The sequence below is a fragment of the Actinomadura mexicana genome (genome assembly GCF_900188105.1).
Lineage (GTDB): Bacteria > Actinomycetota > Actinomycetes > Streptosporangiales > Streptosporangiaceae > Spirillospora > Spirillospora mexicana.
This window is the reverse complement of sequence record NZ_FZNP01000002.1, coordinates 194724-211693: the sequence shown is the minus strand read 5'-3', so window position 1 is coordinate 211693 and position 16970 is coordinate 194724. Positions and strand designations below refer to the sequence as shown.

Sequence of the window (16970 nt, the reverse complement as noted above, 5' to 3'; positions counted from 1 at the left end):
GCGGGTCAGGTTCCGGTGCCGGGCGGGCAGGGCGCCGAGCGGGCATCGAGGCGTCGGGCCCGGAGCCGCCGGGTGCGCAGCGCGGCCTCGATGGCGAACCGGGTGCCGGGGTCGGCGAGCTCGTCGCCGAGGAGGTGTTCGAGGACGCGCATCCGGTACCGGACGGTCTGCACGTGCACGCCGAGCTCCTCGCTGATCCGCGTCGCGGGCGCGCGGGTGCGCAGCCAGACGGCGAGCGTGTCGACGAGCGGCAGCCTGCGCCGCTCGCTGAGCGGGGCGAGGGGCGCCAGGCCGCGGCGCGTCATCTGGTCCATCAGCGCGCCGTCGGCCAGCAGCCACAGGCTCATCAGGTGGTCCTCGCACAGGGTGAGCGTGCCGTCGTGCAGGACGTCCTTCAGGTCGAGCAGGCGCCTGGCCCAGCGGAGCGAGTCGGCGGCACGCGCCCGGGGGACGGTCAGGCCCACCGCGGCACGCTCCCCGGCCAGGGCCGCTTCGAGCATCGCCCGCCGGTCGCCGGTGAGCGGGCCGGGGACGAGGAGGTAGGGCGCCGGGTCCTCCGGGTCGAGCAGGACGTCGGCGTCCAGTAAGGGGCAGACGGGCAGAGTCCCGGGGGGCAGGGCGACGAGCGTGACCTCGTCGGGAAGCGGCCATTCGGCGGCCGGGTCCTGCTCGACCGGCGATGTGGGGGCGACGAGCGCGCGCAGAAGGGCCAGCCGGGCGGCCGCGCGTCCATCGCACGCCTCCGCCCTGGCCCTCTCGTAGCCCTCCCTGGACAGGGCCGCCGCATCGTCCATGTAGGCGATGACGGCCTCGGCCAGCGCGGAGACCGCGAGGACGGACGCGACGCGGTCGTCCAGCATCGCCCGGATCCGGGACCACGCCACCTGCGTCGCGGCGCGGTAGGCCGACTGGATCACCGTGAGCGGGCGTCCCTCCATCACCTCGAACGCGCCCATCTTGCGGCAGAGCTCGTCGCGGCGGTCGAGCGGCCGCGCGGGGTCGGCCAGCCAGTCCAGGAACCCGAGCACGTTGCGTTCGACGGCGGTGCGGATGACGTGGTTGTACGCGCTACCGGGAGGTCGCGCGTAGGCGGGGATCGCGGCGCGGATCCTCTCCACGATCTCGTCGACCAGGCCGGGGACGACGGCCGTCCGGACGTCCGGCGACAGCGCCGCGACGAGTTCGCGCAGCTCGGCGGACTCCGGCGGCGACGCGCCTGGAGATGACGGCCTCGGCATCGCACACGCTCCGTGGGGTGGGTGACGGGGGTGTCAGGAGGCGGGCCGGCCCGGCGGCGTCCGCCGGCGGGCCTTCAGGACCGCCTCCAGGACGAAGCGCGTCTCGGGGTCGTCCAGCCGGTCGCCGATCTCCTTCCTGATCTGCCGCAGCCGGTACCGGACGGTCTGGGGGTGCAGGTGCAGCCGGCGCCCGACGTCCGCCGCCGTGCTCCACTGCTCCAGCCAGACCCGCAGCGTCTCGGTGAGCGCGCGCCGCTTGCCCTCGGGCAGGCCGGCCAGGCCGCCGAGCCGGCGCCGGGCGATCTCCTCCACGAGGGGCGGGTCGCACGTCAGCCACAGGTCCAGGAGGTGGTCCTCGGCGCGGATCAGCGGCGCGGCGCCGATCACGCCGTCCTCGGCGAGGGCGAGCACGCCGCGCGCCCAGCGCAGCGCGTCGGGGATCTCGCCGAGCGGCACGGTCAGGCCGACCACGACGGGCCCGCGGTCGAGCGCCGCGCCCAGCAGCGCGCGCCGGGCCTCGTCCACGCCGCCGGGCACGAGCAGCCAGGGCGCGGTCCCGCCGAGGGCCGACAGGACGTCGCGGCGCGCGGCGGCGGGCCGCCACCGCGTGCCGCGGCGGACCGCGACCGGCGTCGCCGTCTCCGGCACGTTCCACCCGAGTTTCGCGGCGAGGTGCTCGACCGCCTCGCGGGAGGCGACCGGGCGCGTGGAAAGCCCCCGTATCAGCAGCCTGCGCGAATGGACGAGGTCGACCGGCGCCTTCGGGCCCTGGTCCAGATAGGCCTGGACGATCGGGTCGATCACCTGGTCCATGAAGGCCATCTGGAATTCCGCGACGCGGGCCAGGTCGGCGCCCGACACCTTGTTGCGGACGCACACCTCGGTGATCCGGTGCCAGGAGGTGTCGAAGGCGGTGTGGATCGCGGCGTGCAGGGACTCCAGGCTCCGGTTGCCCGTGACCTCCTTGCGGCCGAACGAGTGCAGCAGCTCCAGCAGCCCGTCCAGCGGCTCCGCCGGGTCGGCGAAGCGCGCCACGTAGGTGCGCATGGCCTCCCGCACGACCCGTTCCGGGCTGGGCGCGCTGCCGTCCGCGACCGCGTAGTCGGGGACGGTGGCGCGGACGGCCGTGTAGATCTCCTCGGCCAGTCCGGGGAGCCCCGACCGCAGGACCTCCACGAGTTCGGGAGGCGCCGGCTCTGGTCGCACGAGCGCACCCTCCCGTCCGAGCGTAGAAGCGGGCTGCCCCAACGGAAGCGACATGCCGTTCAAAATACCCAGGGGCTCCTAGTCGGAAAAGGCCTCGGAACGGCGGCGCGAAAGGGGGTATGGGCGCGGACGGGCTTCGTCGCGGGCAGCCAACGGCGCTGTCAGTATCGGTGAGTCCCCATGGCGTGTTCCGGTCAGACCCCTTCAGGGCGCCCGGTGCTTCCTCATCGGCGCACCAATCTCGCGGGGCTGTTTACTCATCTGTTGACAGACCTTGCCGGAATCGGTGCCGGCCCCGCGTCCGAACCTTGTCGGCCGTGAAAATCTCCGCTTACCGTACCGGCTAGTAGGTGAATGGTGAGCTCACACCACCCACGCAGGAAGGCCCGTGCCCGTTCCCCAGGCACCCGGTCCCACCCCCAGGAAAGGTCATTCCCCGTGCGTAAGATCACCTCTGCGGCCATCGCCGCGACGAGCGCGTCCGCCCTCGCGCTGTTCCTCGCTCCCGCGGCCCACGCGGCCAACCTCACCGCGACCGTGACGAACGGCGGCTCGGTGACCGCCACGAACTCCGGCAACCTCGTCATCACCGACACCACCACCGGCATCGCGGTGACCTGCACCACGTCCACCGGCAAGGGCAGCATCCCGAACGGGGTCAAGAGCGGCGCCTCGCCGCTCCAGGTCGGCACGATCAGTTCGATCTCGTTCACCAACTGCAAGGGCGGCGGGTTCACCTTCACCGTGACGACGAACGCCCTTCCCTGGAAGGTGAACGTCACGGGCGCCACGTCGGGCGGCGTCACCGCGGGCAGCATCAGCGGCATCTCCGCGCACGCCTCGGCGGCCTTCGGCCTCTGCCAGATGGACATCGCCGGCACGGCCGCCGGTTCCTACACCAACGCCACAGGCAAGCTGACGGCCGGCGGCGCCGGCCTGACGATCAGCAACGTCACCGCCGGCTGCCTCGGCATCGCGGGCAACGGCCACTCCGCCTCGCTGGTGGGCGCCTACACCGTCAAGAACAGCGGCGGAACCTTCCCGCAGATCAACACCACCTCGCCGTGACCCCCTGAGCCCGCGCACCTGACCGCGGAGGCGGCCCACCCCGCAGGCATCCGCACCGCCTGGCGAGCCGGAGCGAGGCAAGACCCCGCGCAAGACGGCCAAGGCCCTCACCCCGGCCCCGAAGAAGGCCACCTACGAGGTCAAGGCCCGCCGCTAGGAACACTGCCCGAGCAGAGGCGCCCCCGAAGGTTCGTCTTCCGGGGGCGCCTCCGCGCCGTCCACACCCTGTGGACAGGTGAACCGCATAGCCGCCTCGACTACCACAACTGGCAGCGGGACCGGTCCTCCCGCTGGGATTCCGAGGCCAGGCGCCGGCGTAACAGCGACGACCTGAACCGCCGCTGGCAGGAGAACGGTTATCCCGGCTTCTGGGAGATCGTCGGCGGGCTGATCCTTTTCTTCGCCGCCATCGCGATCATGTCAGGACGCTGATCTCCTGAAAGAAGGGCCGCCGCGCACACCGGCGGAGCTTCACTTTCTCCGGGGCGGGCCTTTCGCCGTCCGACTCCTTCTCCGGCAACGCTGTTGACCGCTGGGGAGGCCGTCCGGCCACTGCCGCGCTAAGTTGGACTTGCTGGTCCAGTTCGGGTGAGGCGGGGCATGCGGAAGAGTCTGACGGCGAAGGGCGCGGCGACCCGGAGCCGGATCATCGAGGGCGCCGCCGAGGTGATGCGCGACCGGGGAGTGGCCTTCGCGACCCTCGAAGACGTCATGGCGCGCACCCGGGCCAGCAAGAGCCAGCTGTTCCACTACTTCCCGGCGGGCAAGGACGAGTTGCTGCTCGCGGTAGCGCAGTACGAGGCCGATCAGGTCCTGGAGGACCAGCAGCCCTACCTGGGACGCCTGGACTCCTGGGAGGCGTGGCGGCGGTGGCGCGACGTGGTGGTCGAGCGCTACGAGGCTCAGGGTGACCGGTGCCCGCTCGGCTCGCTGTTCCTCCAGGTCGGCCGGGCCACCCCCGGAGCGCGTGCCATCGTGGTCGAGCTCATGAACCAGTGGCAGGCGAGCCTGGCCGCCGGGATCCGCTCCCTGCAGGCCGCCGGGCACCTGCCCGCCGGCGTGGACGCCGACCGGCGGGCGGCCGCGCTGCTGGCGGGCATCCAGGGCGGCGTGACGATCCTCCAGTCGACCGGCCGGTCCTCCCACCTGCGGGCCGCCCTCGACCAGGCGATCGAGGACCTGCGCCGGCTCGCGCCCGCGTGATTGGACTTGCGGGTCCATTTTTCCCCCTGCAGAGTGGCGGGTGCCGCCCGGCCGACCGGTCGAGCGACATGAGCGAGCGGCACGGCCGACCGAGGGGGAGTACACGATGAGCGGACGGCTGGAAGGCAAGCGGGCGCTGGTGACCGGATCGACCAGCAACATCGGGCGGGCGATCGCCGAGGCGTTCGCCGCCGAGGGCGCGCACGTGATCGTGTCCGGCCGCAGCGCCGGGCGGGGCCGGGAGGTCGTGGACGGTATCCGCGCACGGGGCGGTCGCGCCGACCTCGTGCGGGCCGACCTGGACGGAACCGCCGAGGCTTCGCAGGCCCTGGCGCGGGAGGCGGCGTCGGTTCTCGGCGGCGGCATCGACGTCCTGGTCAACAACGCCGGCATCTACCCCGGCGGCGGCACCGCGGCCACCGACGAGAACACGTTCGACCAGGTCTACGCGGTCAATGTGAAGGCGCCGTTCTTCCTGACGGCGGCGGTCGCCCCCGCCATGGTCGAGGCCGGCGGCGGCGCGATCATCAACCTCGGTTCGTGGATCGCGCGCCTGGGCGTCCCCGCGGGGGCGCTCTACAGCTCCACCAAGGGCGCGATGGAGACGCTCACCCGGGCGTGGGCCGCGGAGTTCGGCCCGCACGGCGTCCGCGTGAACGCGATCTCCCCCGGCGTGATCCTCGAACCCGCGCCGGGAGAGCGGCTCCCGGGCGAGGCCATGATGGTCGGCACTCCGGCCGGAGGCATGGGCGAGCCCCAGGCCGTCGCGCACGCCGCCGTCTACCTGGCCGCCGAGGAGGCCGCCTTCGTCCACGGCATCACCCTGGACGTGGACGGCGGCCGCACCACGACAGCCGTCATCGCCGCCTGACGCCACTCCGGGATGGCAGGACGCCGAGCCTTCGCAGCCTTCAGCCGGGATGTGGCAGGCCCTGCCCGCGGCCTGGGCGCACCGAAGTTCTCGGTGTCCACCTTTTCCGGCAGCCTGGTCGCCGTCATCGGTAACGCACTGAGCGCGACTCATCCCCGCTTCTGGGCGAGCGCACTTTCCGCGGGCTTGCTGTCCCGGACCGTTCCGAAGAACGGTATCTCCGCTCGGGGGAACTTCCCATGACGGACCATTCAAGCAACCCTTGATGATCGAATTCTCGTAGACCTCTCCCTTCGCCGGATGTGGCCACCCGTCCAGATCATCGCCGCGCGCACCCTCCTTGGCGCCACCAGGTGGCCATTGAGTCTCCGAGCAGTGACGCAGGCTTGGGCGGCCGCTGCTGAAGATCGCTGAGAAGTGGTCCCGTGGATTGTCGGGCTCGGCCGATCCGGCCTAGGGAAATCGTGGCATGAGCGCAGCGGAACGAACGTTCGCTGTTACGCTGGGTGTGCTTGCGGTGATGGATCTGGGAGTGGTGTCATCCGGAAATCGGCTGTCCGGAATCAATGCGGTGGATGAACGACACGAGGAATCCGTACGCCCATCCCATTGGGCGCTGCTCGCGGCGGGCGCCGCGCTGATCGCATTCGACGCCCGGCTGGCCGTCGGATGGGGAATGTTCGGGCCGCTGTTCTACACCAAGGAACTGGCGCAGATCGGCGCGTGGCTGCTGGCCGGGTTCCTGGTCATCCGGGTGCGCCCCCGGCGGCCGATGGGCCCGCTGATGCTGCTGCTCGGGCTGCTCCTGGGCTGCACCGCCCCCGCCGCGTTCGCCCTGGAGCCGGGGTCGCAGGAGCTCCGGCTGCTGGTGATGGCATCGTCCTGGCTGAACGCCTTCCAGCTTCCGCTCGGCGCCCACGTCTTCCTCGCCTACCCGACGGGGACCGTGCGGGACACCGCGGGTCGGCGGGTGGTGGCCGGAGGCTACTGGTTCGGGGCGTTCAATGCCGTCGTCGTCGCGCTCGTGGGCCTGCCGCGGCCGGACGGCGCCTGCCAGGACGTGTGCGCGCCGATCACGCCGATCCGCGATTCCCACCTGAGCGCCGGGGCGGGACTCGCGCTGTCGGCGGGCAGCGGGGTACTGGTGGTCGTCGGCGCGTCGGTGATCGTCCGGCGCTACCGGCGGGCGGGGTGGCGGGAGCGGCGGGTACTGGCCTTCCCCACCGCCGCGATGGTCGTCACGGCCGGACTGTGGACGGTGGTGAGCGCCCAGGGCGCGCTGGTGCCGTGGTTCACCAATCCGGCCTTCGGCAGGACGCTGGCACTTGCGCAGTTCGTCGCGGTGGTGTCCATCCCCGCCGCGTTCTTCACCGGACTGCTCCGGGAGCGGCTGGACGAGGCGCGGGTGTCGGACCTCGTCCGCGAGATCGCCGAACTGCCGCCCGGCAGGCTGCAGTCCAAGCTGGCCGCGACGCTGCACGACCCCCGGTTGCGGATCGCCTTCCCCCTGGACGGGACGTACATCAGCGCGGAGGGCGGGCCCGTCGAGGTGCCCGCCCAGGACGCCGCCACGGCCATCACGGTGATCGGGGACCCCGGCGACCCGGTGGCGGTGCTGATCCACGACCCGACGCTGCACGCCGAGCCCAGGCTGCTGGAGGCGGTGACCGAGGCGACCCGGCTGGTGCTGGAGAACACCCGGCTGCAGGCGACCGCGCGGGCCCATCTCGCCCAGGTCCGGGCGCTGCTCGCGCGGATCGTGGCGGCCGAGGACGCCGCCCGCCACGGCCTCCAGCGCGACCTGCACGACGGCGCGCAGCCGCAACTGATCTGGGTCGGGATGCAACTCGCCCGAGCGCGCGACGCGGTGGCCCGCACCGTTCCGCCCGGGTACCGCAGGGACGTCGACAGGGCGATCGACGAGGCCGAGGCGCGGCTGCGCACCGCCCTGCGCTCGCTGCGGGAGCTGTCCCGCGGCATCCACCCGGCGGTGCTGACGACCGAGGGGCTGAGGGCCGCGCTGCGCGAGCTGGTCCGGCGCGCCGACGGCCCCGTCCGCCTGCACATGGACCGCCCGATGAAGGACCTGCCGCAGCCGGTCGCGCTGACCGCCTACTTCGTCGTCAGCGAGGCGCTGACCAACGCGCTCCGGCATGCGGGCGCGGAACGGGTGGACGTCTCGGCCGACCTCGCGGACGGGCGGCTGACCGTCCGGGTCGCCGACGACGGGACGGGCGGGGCCGCCGCCCGCCCGGGGTCGGGCCTGGCCGGACTCCACGATCGGGTGGAGGCCGTGGACGGCACCCTGCACCTGCGGTCCGACCCGGGGGAGGGCACCGTCCTCGCGGCCGTGATCCCGTGCCCCGGCCGCTTCGCGCACGGACCGCGCCGCCCGCGGGCCCCGGAGCACGCCACGCCCGAGCCGGATCACGCAGTGCCCGAGCCTCCGAGCGAGCCGCGTCACCTCGCGCAGGAGTAGGTGAAGGAGGCAGTGTCCTGGAGCGCGTGTTCGCCCAGGACGGTCAGCGTCGCGGTGAACCTGTGGCGCCCGGTGCCGTGGACCCGCCACAGCAGATGCACGGTCGCCCGGGTGCGGCCCTTCGCGACGGCTTGGCGGCGGGGCGGCTCGGGGGCGTCCTCGTCGCTGCGCCACCACTGGTAGGGGATCTCGCCGGACGCGCCGTCGGTGACGAGCGTGCCGGTGACGTCGACCTCGTCGCCGCAGCGCGGGCGGGGGTCGTCGACCGTGACGTTCACGGCGGTCACGACCGGTCCCGCGCTCCCGGCGGGTCGGTGCGTCCAGACGTAGAGGCCGCCGGCCACCAGGACCGGCAGCAGCAGCGTCGGCAGGAGGCGGCCGGGGCGCCGCCGGGGCTTCGACGGGACGTGGCCGGACTTGCTGAACGCGTCGGGGAGCCGGGCGGTGGGCGTATCGGTCGTGGTCCGGTCGACGGGCGCGGGCCTCGCGGAGGAGCGGACGGCCGTCTCACTCCGAGTGAGCTCCACCGGATCGGCGGCCGGGCCGTCGGCTGTGAGGGCTCCGGCTGTGAGGGCGTCCGCGGATCCCAGCATCTCCAGGAGCCGCGATGCGGTCGGACGGGCGCCCGCGTCCTTGCGCATGGCGGCGGAGACCGCGACGCGCAGGTTTCCGGGGAGACCTCGCAGGTCGGGCTCGTCGTGCATGATCTGCCCGATCACGGCCTTGACGGTGTCGCCACCGAACGGGCGGTGCCCGGTGGCCGCGAACACCATCACCGCACCCCACGCGAAGACGTCGGAGGCCGGCCGGGGATCGTCGAGGAGCTGTTCGGGGGCCATGTAGGCGGGGGTGCCCATGGCCTGGCCCTTGGCGGTGATCCGGGTCGCCTCCGGCGTCCGCGCGATACCGAAGTCGATCACTCGGGGTCCGAGCCGGGACAGCAGCACGTTGCCGGGCTTGAGGTCGCGGTGCATGATCCCGACGGCGTGGATGCCCCTCAGCGCCGTGGCCACCGCGACCGCCAGCTGGTGCAGTTCGGCCCCGTGCAGGGGAGCGCCGCCCGCCACGAGCTCCTGCAGGCTGGGGCCGTCGATGTACTCGGTGACCAGATAGGGGACGGGTGCGTCGGGGTCGGCGGCCAGGACCTCCGCGGTGACGTAGGCGGGGACCCGCACGGCACTGGCGGCCTCGCGGCGGAACCGCGCGCGGAAGTCCTCGTTGCGCGCCAGCTCCGCGCGGATCGCCTTGATCGCCACCAGCCGCCCGTCGCGGGCCCGCCCGGCGTAGACCTTGCCCATGCCGCCCTCGCCGAGGACGCCGACGGTGCGGTACGCGCCGAACCAGCGCGGGTCCTTGGGCCCCAGCGGGGCGGCGCGTCCGGGCGGCCCGTCCGCGGGCAGCGGTACCGTCATCGAAGCTCCTCGGTTCGCTGGGTCACGACGTGGTCGGCACTGCCCGGACCCGGCCGGACGCCTTCGCCTTGGGCTGGGGCGCGGTGGACGGCTCCTGATGCGGCGGCGCGGGCTTGGACGGCTCGTCGGGGTCGCCGGGCCTCTCCGATTCCGGCCCGCCTGATGAGGCCGGCTTCTCCGGCGCGGGTCCGTCGGACGCCTTCGGTGTCTTCGGAGTCCCGGAGTCACCGTGCCCTCCCGGGGTGCTCGGATCCGGCTCGGGCGTCGAAGGGTGCGGCTCGGGAGTCGAGGGCCGACCCTCGGGCGTCTCGGTCTTCGGGGTGCCGAGGTCCGACGGCGGGCCGGGCGGCTTCGCCGGGCCGGGCGACTCCGACGGGTGGGACGACCCGCCGCCCGAGGGCCTCCCCGCGGGGGCCGGGCACCCGTCCGAAGGGTCGGGGGTACAGGGCTCGCCCTCGTCCTCCGGGGGCAGGCCCAGGGCGGACACCGTGTAGGTGCCGACGGCGCGCTCCTTCTCGTCCCGCATGACCACGGTCGCCGTGTACCTGGTCTCCTCCCGCGGCGTGAAGCTGAACGTGAGCTCGCAGGACGTGCCCTCGCCGGAGGAGCAGCCGGCTCCGGTTAGCCGGAAGGCCGAATGGCCCTCCAACCTGTAGGTGATGTCCCGGTCTGCGAAACATGGCGGCGGCCGGAACGCGACCCGCCGCTCCACCGTCCGGTCCACCTCCGCGCCCTCGACCTCGGATTCCCCTCGGTAGCGGCAGGACTCGCCGGCGGTCGCGGTGATGCGCACGCTGACTCCCACGCCGCCGTCGCGGTCGCGTACCACCAGCTTCGCGGAGAACGTCCCCGAGCTTCTGGGCTCGAAGGCCACTGGCACCGCGCACGACGCGCCGGCTTCGACCGGGCAGGACGTGTCCTCCAGCAACGTGAACGCGGAGGTGTCGGTCAAGCTCATGGTGCCGGCGTCGTAGCACGAGTCCCAGGGGACGGCGACGCGTTCTTCGGACCTCTCGCCCACATCGGTCGCCCCGCCGAACCGGTGCGGCGGCCCTTGCGCGCCGCGCCGGCAGACCGGTGCGGCGGCGGCGGTCAGCGGAACCGTCACCGCCGTCTCACCGGATCGGTCCGGGATGACCAGGATCGCCGAACGGGTCCCCGCCGCGACCGGGGAGAAGGTCACCGCGATCCGGCATGGTCCGGCCTGGCACCTGCTACCGGCCTGCCTGAACGAAGGATCGCCCTCCAAACGGAGCTCCGAGGCGTCGTAGCAGTCGTTCCAGGTGACGTCGAGGACACCGGAGATGGTCCGTCCCACCTCCGTCGAGCCCAGGTTCCGTACCGGAAGGGCTTGCCTGGGGCAAGACTGGACGGGTGGGGAGGCCGCTCCGGTCAGCCGCAGGGTCACCGCCGTCCCGCCGCCGGCCGAGGGCACCACGACGGTCGCGCGGTAGAGCCGGCCGCGTTCGGTGGGACGGAACGTCACCCGGAACCGGCACGGCGACCGCGCACCGTGCGGCGCGCACGCAAGGAGCACCGGGGCGCCGAAACCGGCCGCGCCCGGCCCCTCGACGGACATGGCCCTGACGTCGTCGCATGCCCTTCGGGGAAAGGTGAAGTCCCTCGCCACCGCCTGCCCGACCTGGACCGAGCCGAAGTTGTAAGGCTCGATGGCATGGGGCGCGCAGGGCGTCCCGGGCCGGTCCGAAGGACGGTCGAAAGGCCCGTGCCCGGGATTGCCGGCGGGGACCGTCGCGGGCCCGCCCTGCCGTCCCCCTCCACCGCCCGGATCCGACCCGCCGGTCTTGCCGGGGCGCGGAGTCGGCGCCGAAGATGCGGGTGGAGAGGACGCCGGTGGGCCGGTCGGCTTGGGGAACGCCACACCCTGCGTCGTCGAGTCGTCCCGCAGGACGTACAGGCCCGCGCCGATCAGCACCACCAGGGCGGCGCAGAGGACCAGCAACGCGGGAAGGACCGAACGTCTGGCCTGCTCCGTCGCGGCGTCCCTGACGGACGCCGTCATGGACGGGAGGGCGGCCGCCGCACCGACCCCGGCGGCCGCGCCCGTCCCGGCGGGCCCCGCGGCGCTGTCCCCGATCGTCGTGTCGGCGACGCTTGTCCCGGCTTGCGCCGGACCGGTGCCGCCTCCGTGCAGGGCCAGCGCGGCGGCGGCCAGGACCGCCAGTCCGTGCCTCTCCCAGTCGGCGCCGTACGCTTCGACGGCCACGGCCTCCAGTTCCCGGACGAACTCGGCCGCACCCGGCGGACGATCGGCGGGGCTCTTGGCCATCCCGTGCGTCACCAGCCCGCGCAGCGCACGGGGCACCAGCTCCGCCGGGATCGCCCCGTGCAGGTGCTGGGCCATGAGCACCAGTTCCCGGTCGCCCAGATAGGGCGGTCGCCCGGCGACGCACTCCACGAACACGCAGGTGGCGGCGTAGACGTCGGCGGCGGGCCCGGCGGGGTCGCCGTTGCACTGCTCCGGCGCCATGTAGGCGGCGGTGCCCGCGACGGAGCGGTCTCCGGAGACCGCGGCCACCCCGAAGTCGATGAGCTTGCTGACGCCGTCCCCGCCGACGATGACGTTGCCGGGCTTGTAGTCGCGGTGCACCACTCCGGCGGCGTGCGCGGCGGCCAGGCCCAGCAGGGAGCCCTTGAGGACGGCCAGCGCGGCCTCGGCTTCCAGGCCGGCGTGCCCCTCCAGGCCGGTCCGCTCCTCCAGCAGCCGGGCCAGCGAAACGCCCTCGACCGCCTCCATGACCAGCGCGATCCCCGTCTCGCCCTGGACGAGGTCGTGCAGGCGGACCACGTTCGGGTGCTCCACGGAGGCCATGAGCCGGGCCTCGTGGTCGGACGGCACGCGCGGTGCGGTGGGGTCCCCGGTGTCCACGTACTTGATCGCGACATATTCGATCGCGCCTGGGGCCTCCGCCTCGCCGCGCCGGGCGAGGACGACCCGTCCGTGCGCGCCCGCGCCGAGTTCTCCGAGTTCGGTGTAGCCGGGCACCCGCCAGCCGCTCATCTTCGGCTCCCCCAGTCGCGCACCGATCCCCTGCCGGTGAGGCCGTCAGGCTACGGTCGGGGACCTCGGCCGCACATCGCCGATTCTCCGGAACCGGGCCTAGTGAGAAATGGTGAATTTTCGTCCGTCCCGAGGCCGCAGGCGTTGGCCGACCTAGAATTTCGGGGCGCGGCGGCCGGTCGGCGAGGGGATGTGCGATGCGTGTGCTCGTGGTCGACGACCAGCTCATCACGCGGGTCGGTCTCCACCGGCTGCTCACCGAGGAGGGACACCAGGTGGTCGGCATGCTGGACCATCCCGACAAGGTCGCGCCAGCGGTCTCCGAGCAGCGCCCGGACGCGGTCGTCCTGGACCTGGTGATGCCCCCCGATTTCAGTGACGAGGGCGTGCGGATCGCGCTCGGCCTCCGCCGCGACCACCCCCTCATGGGGATTTTGGTGCTGTCCGAGCATGCCATTCCGGAGTGCGCGGAACGGTTGCTGACGAGCGGGGAGAAAGGCACCGGCTATCTGCTCAAGGAGCGCATCATGGTGCCCCACCAGCTGAGCCGGGCCCTGCTGCACCTGGTCGCCGGGGGCACCGTCATGGAGCCGGAACTGATCGGCGACCTGATGAAGGCCCGCAACCGGGACCGGCGGCTGACCGGGCTGAGCGGCACCGAGCGCGAGGTGCTCGAACTGCTGGCCGAGGGCCTGACCGACAAGGGGATCGCCGAGCGCCTCTACGTGTCCAAGAACACCGTGAGCACCCACGTCAGCCATATCTTCGACAAGCTGGATCTGCCGCGCAGTTCGCTGGACAACCGGCGGGTGCTGGCGATCCTGACCTACCTCCAGCGCGCGGACGCGGGCTGACGCAGCGGCTCCGCGCCGGCGCCGGGGCTCGCCCGCGGCGACGCCCCGGCCGTGTGTGTTCGGTTAGGCCGCGTGGTTCAGGGAGCCGGTTCTCTGGTGTCGGGACGGGACGGGTGCCTGCAGCCGAGCGGCGCGGCGGCCATCGCTCGCACGAAGGTGCCGGTGCTGAACACCCCGCCCCGCCGCTGGCGTGGTGGCACCGGGACGCGGCCGTCAGCCGGGTTCGGGTCCGCCGTACCGGGCGCCCGCCCGCCACTCGAAGGCGACCAGCGCGAGGAGCAGCGCGCTCACCAGACCGAGCGCGGCGAGCGCGGGCAGAAGCCGGGCGACGGGGATCAGCGGGAACAACGCCACGGCGACGACCAGGGGCGCGGCCGGAACGGATCGGACGGTGAGCCTGGCGAACGCCGCCCGCCCGAGAAGGAAGACGGCGGCCCCCGCGTACAGGGCGGTCAGGACGGGCCATTCCAAGGGCCGACCGTGATCCGCGGTGTCGCCGGACAGTACCGCGAGAACCTCGTGGGCGCCCAAGGCGATGTAGAGGGCGCCGGCGATGAGCGGAAAGTGGACCATGGTGTAGGCGTCGCGGGCGATCTGGGCGCGGCGCAGGCCGGACGCACGTTCGAGGGCGTCCTCGGCGGCGTCCGCCAGACCCCGGAAGTACAGCAGCCACAGGCAGACGACGGCGACGAACCCGACCAGCGCGGCCAGGAGCACCGCAGTGCCGGCCACCGAGTCGCCCGCCCCGGCGCCGGCGGAGATCAGGGACTCGCCCAGCGCGATGATCAGCACCATGCGGTGCCGTTCGGCGAAGTGGCCGGCGCTGCGGACCGTCCAGCCGCCCAGGCCGGAGGCGATCCGGCCTCCGCCGAAGTCGACGGCGAACGCGGCCGCCCAGAGCACGGTCTGCCAGGTCCCTCCGAGCACCGCCCCCACGAGGAGCGCGATCAGGGAGATCGTCTGGGGGACGGCGTCGAGGAGGAGCTGGTCGCGCAGCCTGCGGTCGCCCGCCACGGAGGACAGGTAGAGCCCGAAGTAGACGGCCCGGACGACGCAGAAGGCCACCGCCAGGACGATCGGCGCGTCGACCGTCCCGGCGTGGCGGCCGAAGGCGTCCGGCATGACCAGCGCGGCGACGAACAGGGCCGCCATCACCACGAGCATCCCGGTCCGGACCACCCCGTGATCGGCGCGCACCCGGTTGCCCAGCCAGGCGTAGGCCGCCCAGGACCACCAGAGCAGCAGGAACAGGATCAGCCCGCGCACCAGCGTCAGCACGGACGGGGAGTGCGCCATGAACGAGACGACCCGGGTGATCGCGAACACGAAGACCAGGTCGAAGAAGATCTCGAAGGAGGTCGCCCGATGGGATTCGGGCGTGACCGCCGGGCGCCGCCACGGGAGGTCTGCCACCGGCACAGGGTATCCGGCGCCGAACCACGCGTCGCCCCTGGTCAGCGGGCCTACGCGTGTCGGCCCCCACCTCGGCGGCGCCTGTTGGCACGCCATCGACTTGGGTATCACCTCACGGGTCGCCCGGAGCGACGCCTGGCCAGGGCCCAAGACGCCGGAACGACCAGATCGGGTCTCACCGTCAAGTGACGGAGTGGCCGTTTCCCCCTCCGGACGGGAGCCGATGGCATCGGCGCCCGGAGGGACTCCCGACCGAACGGAGGAACGACTCATGGCCAGAACATGGCTGATCACCGGGGCGTCGCGAGGACTCGGGCGCCATCTCACCGAGGCCGTCCTGGACGCCGGTGACCTCGTCGTCGCCACCGCCCGGCGTCCTGAACAGCTGGACGGCCTGGCGGCCCGGCACGGCGAGCGCATGCGGACGGTCGCGCTCGACGTCACCGACCCCGCCGCGGCCGCCCGCGCGGTGAAAGCGGCCACCGACGCCTTCGGCCGTCTCGACGTCGTCGTCAACAACGCCGGCTACGCCAACAGTGCGCCGATCGAGGAGATGGCCGAGGACGACTTCCGCGCCCAGATCGAGACGAACCTCTTCGGCGTCGTGAACGTGACGCGGGCGGCGCTGCCCGTCCTGCGCGCGCAGCGCTCGGGGGTCTTCGTGCAGGTCTCCTCCATCGGCGGACGCGTGGGCGGCACCCCCGGAATGGGCGCCTACCAGACCGCGAAGTTCGCCGTCGAAGGCTTCTCCGAGGTGCTCGCCGCGGAGGTGGCGCCGTTCGGCGTGAAGGTCGTCATCGTGGAGCCGGGTGCGTTCCGCACCGACTGGCAGGGCTCGTCCATGGAACTCCACCCGGTCGGTCCCGACTACGAGGAGACGGTCGGCGCCATCAACACCTACCGGCAGGCCCACGACGGCACCCAGCAAGGCGACCCGGCCCGTGCCGCCAAGGCCGTCATCGACGCGGTCGCCGCCGATGATCCGCCCCGCCGTCTCATCCTCGGCAGCGACGCCCTGGCTCTCGCCCGCAAGTCAGCCGAGGCCCGGGCCGTCGAGGCCGAGCGGTGGGCCGCCGTGACAAGCTCGACCGACTTTCCGTCGGACGAGCGTTAGCCGTGGGAGTGCACGTCTCGACGATGGCAGGCCGGGAGAACGAGCGCGAGCAGCCGTCCGCGTTCGTCGCGGCGGACGCCCCGGAGCAGCGAACGCCGATCCCATTCTCCGTCATCAGCCACGGCCTTCTCCTTTTCGTGTGCCCTTCCGCGCGAATCGTCTGCCGGAACATCCCGTGCACGATCATCGCCTCGTCCCAGGCTCTCGCCATGACGCCGAGGGCGCGTCCGATCGCCTCATGCGCCGGGCATCGCTCCATGCGAGCCGACTCCGTACCGACCCGCTCCTGGACGAAGACCGCCATCAGGCCGACGCGCGCGTACTTGACGCCCCGCTCCAGCAGCCGGTCCGCGAACACGTTGGAGATCAGCGTGCCCATGGCCTCCGGCCTGGCCCGGTATCCCATCGGCCCGTTCACCGGTCCGCCTCCGCCCCGAGAGCCGCCTTCACCAGGACGACGGCGTTCACGGGGCTGTCGGCCTCGCACATCCAGACAGCGCCCTGGACGAACCACCAGCGATCGCCGTCGCTCGCACGGCGGCGGCACGCGACCTCCACGCCGCAGGCGTCCGGCCCTTTCGCCACACGCAACCGCAGAGCGGAGACACTCTCGACCGCGAGCTTCTGGCCTCGCAACAGGTTCGCAAGCGTGGTCGTGAACTCCGCGCCCTTCGAGCCCTCGCGGGGGTCGTCTGGAATCGACGAAGTCATGCCGCTGCCGCCACTTCCATCTGGTTCCTGATCTGGCGCGCCGCCCCGGCCAGGTCGTTCGCCGGTCCGATGAGTTCGCCGCCGTGCACGTAGTAGAGCCACCAGGCCCCGTGCCTGCTGTAGCGGCACCCGATCGCCAGGGCGCGCCGTGCCGGTTCCACGGGGATCACGTTGAGGACGGCGAACCCCCCGATCACGGCGAACGCCGTCACCACGCCGGCCCACGGGGCCAGAACGTCCGCGAGAAGGACCAGAAAGGTGATCCGCTCGCGTTGCGGGATCACCATGGCGGGCCCGCGCGTTCGGCTCAGTTCGGGGAGTGGCGGCGGAAAGCGGTGTCCTTGGGAAGTCCGCTCGTGCGCTCCCACGGGGTCACGCT

At 72.9% G+C, this 16970-nt stretch carries 14 protein-coding genes; 6 read left to right on the top strand and 8 right to left on the bottom strand.

All coding sequences use genetic code 11. The annotated features are described in order from the left end of the window. Positions 1-5: 5 nt before the first annotated feature. The gene (locus tag CHC11_RS05335) at positions 6-1238 is read right to left on the bottom strand and encodes a PucR-like N-terminal domain-containing protein (protein ID WP_089310475.1); all 1233 of its coding nucleotides are present in this window, start codon (positions 1236-1238) and stop codon (positions 6-8) included. Positions 1239-1271: 33 nt separating this feature from the next. Then, positions 1272-2444, bottom strand: a complete 1173-nt coding sequence (locus tag CHC11_RS05330) for a PucR family transcriptional regulator (RefSeq protein ID WP_143226935.1) — start codon at positions 2442-2444, stop codon at positions 1272-1274. 438 nt (positions 2445-2882) lie between these two features. On the opposite strand from CHC11_RS05330, the gene CHC11_RS05325 reads away from it, so the two are divergent. From CHC11_RS05325 to CHC11_RS05310, 4 genes are all read left to right on the top strand, one after another. After that, complete coding sequence (locus tag CHC11_RS05325) at positions 2883-3512, top strand: hypothetical protein (RefSeq protein WP_089310473.1); 630 nt, start codon at positions 2883-2885, stop codon at positions 3510-3512. Between the two features lie 600 nt (positions 3513-4112). Next, complete coding sequence (locus tag CHC11_RS05320) at positions 4113-4715, top strand: TetR/AcrR family transcriptional regulator (RefSeq protein WP_089310472.1); 603 nt, start codon at positions 4113-4115, stop codon at positions 4713-4715. 106 nt (positions 4716-4821) lie between these two features. Then, on the top strand, positions 4822-5586 hold the full coding sequence (locus CHC11_RS05315; RefSeq protein ID WP_089310471.1) for an SDR family NAD(P)-dependent oxidoreductase: 765 nt from the start codon (positions 4822-4824) through the stop codon (positions 5584-5586). Positions 5587-6157: 571 nt separating this feature from the next. Next, on the top strand, positions 6158-8065 hold the full coding sequence (locus tag CHC11_RS05310) for a sensor histidine kinase (protein ID WP_179278696.1): 1908 nt from the start codon (positions 6158-6160) through the stop codon (positions 8063-8065). Here the strand turns inward: CHC11_RS05310 and CHC11_RS05305 are convergent. After that, the gene (locus CHC11_RS05305) at positions 8047-9477 is read right to left on the bottom strand and encodes a serine/threonine-protein kinase (RefSeq protein ID WP_089310469.1); all 1431 of its coding nucleotides are present in this window, start codon (positions 9475-9477) and stop codon (positions 8047-8049) included. The genes CHC11_RS05310 and CHC11_RS05305 overlap by 19 nt on opposite strands. A 22-nt stretch (positions 9478-9499) precedes the next feature. Further along, complete coding sequence (locus CHC11_RS05300; protein ID WP_089310468.1) at positions 9500-12499, bottom strand: serine/threonine-protein kinase; 3000 nt, start codon at positions 12497-12499, stop codon at positions 9500-9502. A 197-nt stretch (positions 12500-12696) separates the two neighbouring features. Between CHC11_RS05300 and CHC11_RS05295 the strand changes: the two genes are divergently transcribed. Continuing rightward, complete coding sequence (locus CHC11_RS05295) at positions 12697-13353, top strand: LuxR C-terminal-related transcriptional regulator (RefSeq protein WP_089310467.1); 657 nt, start codon at positions 12697-12699, stop codon at positions 13351-13353. A gap of 213 nt (positions 13354-13566) precedes the next feature. Here the strand turns inward: CHC11_RS05295 and CHC11_RS05290 are convergent, their stop codons facing one another. Then, entirely contained in the window at positions 13567-14766 is a 1200-nt protein-coding gene (locus CHC11_RS05290; RefSeq protein WP_179278695.1) for a low temperature requirement protein A, read from the bottom strand. 271 nt (positions 14767-15037) lie between these two features. Here CHC11_RS05290 and CHC11_RS05285 point away from each other — a divergent pair, with 271 nt between their 5' ends. Beyond that, a complete protein-coding gene (locus CHC11_RS05285; RefSeq protein ID WP_089310465.1) occupies positions 15038-15880 on the top strand; it encodes an oxidoreductase in 843 nt (280 codons plus the stop codon). On the opposite strand, the gene CHC11_RS43290 is transcribed toward CHC11_RS05285, so the two are convergent. The 3 genes from CHC11_RS43290 to CHC11_RS05275 all read right to left on the bottom strand — a co-directional run bounded on the left by CHC11_RS43290 (position 15877) and on the right by CHC11_RS05275 (position 16878). Continuing rightward, a complete protein-coding gene (locus CHC11_RS43290) occupies positions 15877-16002 on the bottom strand; it encodes a hypothetical protein (protein ID WP_281258280.1) in 126 nt (41 codons plus the stop codon). The two genes, CHC11_RS05285 and CHC11_RS43290, sit on opposite strands and share 4 nt — an antisense overlap. Before the next feature lie 292 nt (positions 16003-16294). Continuing rightward, on the bottom strand, positions 16295-16591 hold the full coding sequence (locus CHC11_RS05280; RefSeq protein WP_089310464.1) for a hypothetical protein: 297 nt from the start codon (positions 16589-16591) through the stop codon (positions 16295-16297). Next, a complete protein-coding gene (locus CHC11_RS05275) occupies positions 16588-16878 on the bottom strand; it encodes a hypothetical protein (protein WP_089310463.1) in 291 nt (96 codons plus the stop codon). Before CHC11_RS05275 ends, CHC11_RS05280 begins: the two co-directional genes overlap by 4 nt. Positions 16879-16970 lie beyond the last annotated feature (92 nt).

Coding starts and splice junctions, on each gene's coding strand:
- CHC11_RS05300 (WP_089310468.1), bottom strand. CDS start 12,499: ATGAGCGGCTGGCGGGTGCCCGGCTACACCGAACTCGGAGAACTCGGC.
- CHC11_RS05315 (WP_089310471.1), top strand. CDS start 4,822: ATGAGCGGACGGCTGGAAGGCAAGCGGGCGCTGGTGACCGGATCGACC.
- CHC11_RS05275 (WP_089310463.1), bottom strand. CDS start 16,878: ATGGTGATCCCGCAACGCGAGCGGATCACCTTTCTGGTCCTTCTCGCG.
- CHC11_RS05320 (WP_089310472.1), top strand. CDS start 4,113: ATGCGGAAGAGTCTGACGGCGAAGGGCGCGGCGACCCGGAGCCGGATC.
- CHC11_RS05285 (WP_089310465.1), top strand. CDS start 15,038: ATGGCCAGAACATGGCTGATCACCGGGGCGTCGCGAGGACTCGGGCGC.
- CHC11_RS05295 (WP_089310467.1), top strand. CDS start 12,697: ATGCGTGTGCTCGTGGTCGACGACCAGCTCATCACGCGGGTCGGTCTC.
- CHC11_RS05305 (WP_089310469.1), bottom strand. CDS start 9,477: ATGACGGTACCGCTGCCCGCGGACGGGCCGCCCGGACGCGCCGCCCCG.
- CHC11_RS05280 (WP_089310464.1), bottom strand. CDS start 16,591: ATGACTTCGTCGATTCCAGACGACCCCCGCGAGGGCTCGAAGGGCGCG.
- CHC11_RS05335 (WP_089310475.1), bottom strand. CDS start 1,238: ATGCCGAGGCCGTCATCTCCAGGCGCGTCGCCGCCGGAGTCCGCCGAG.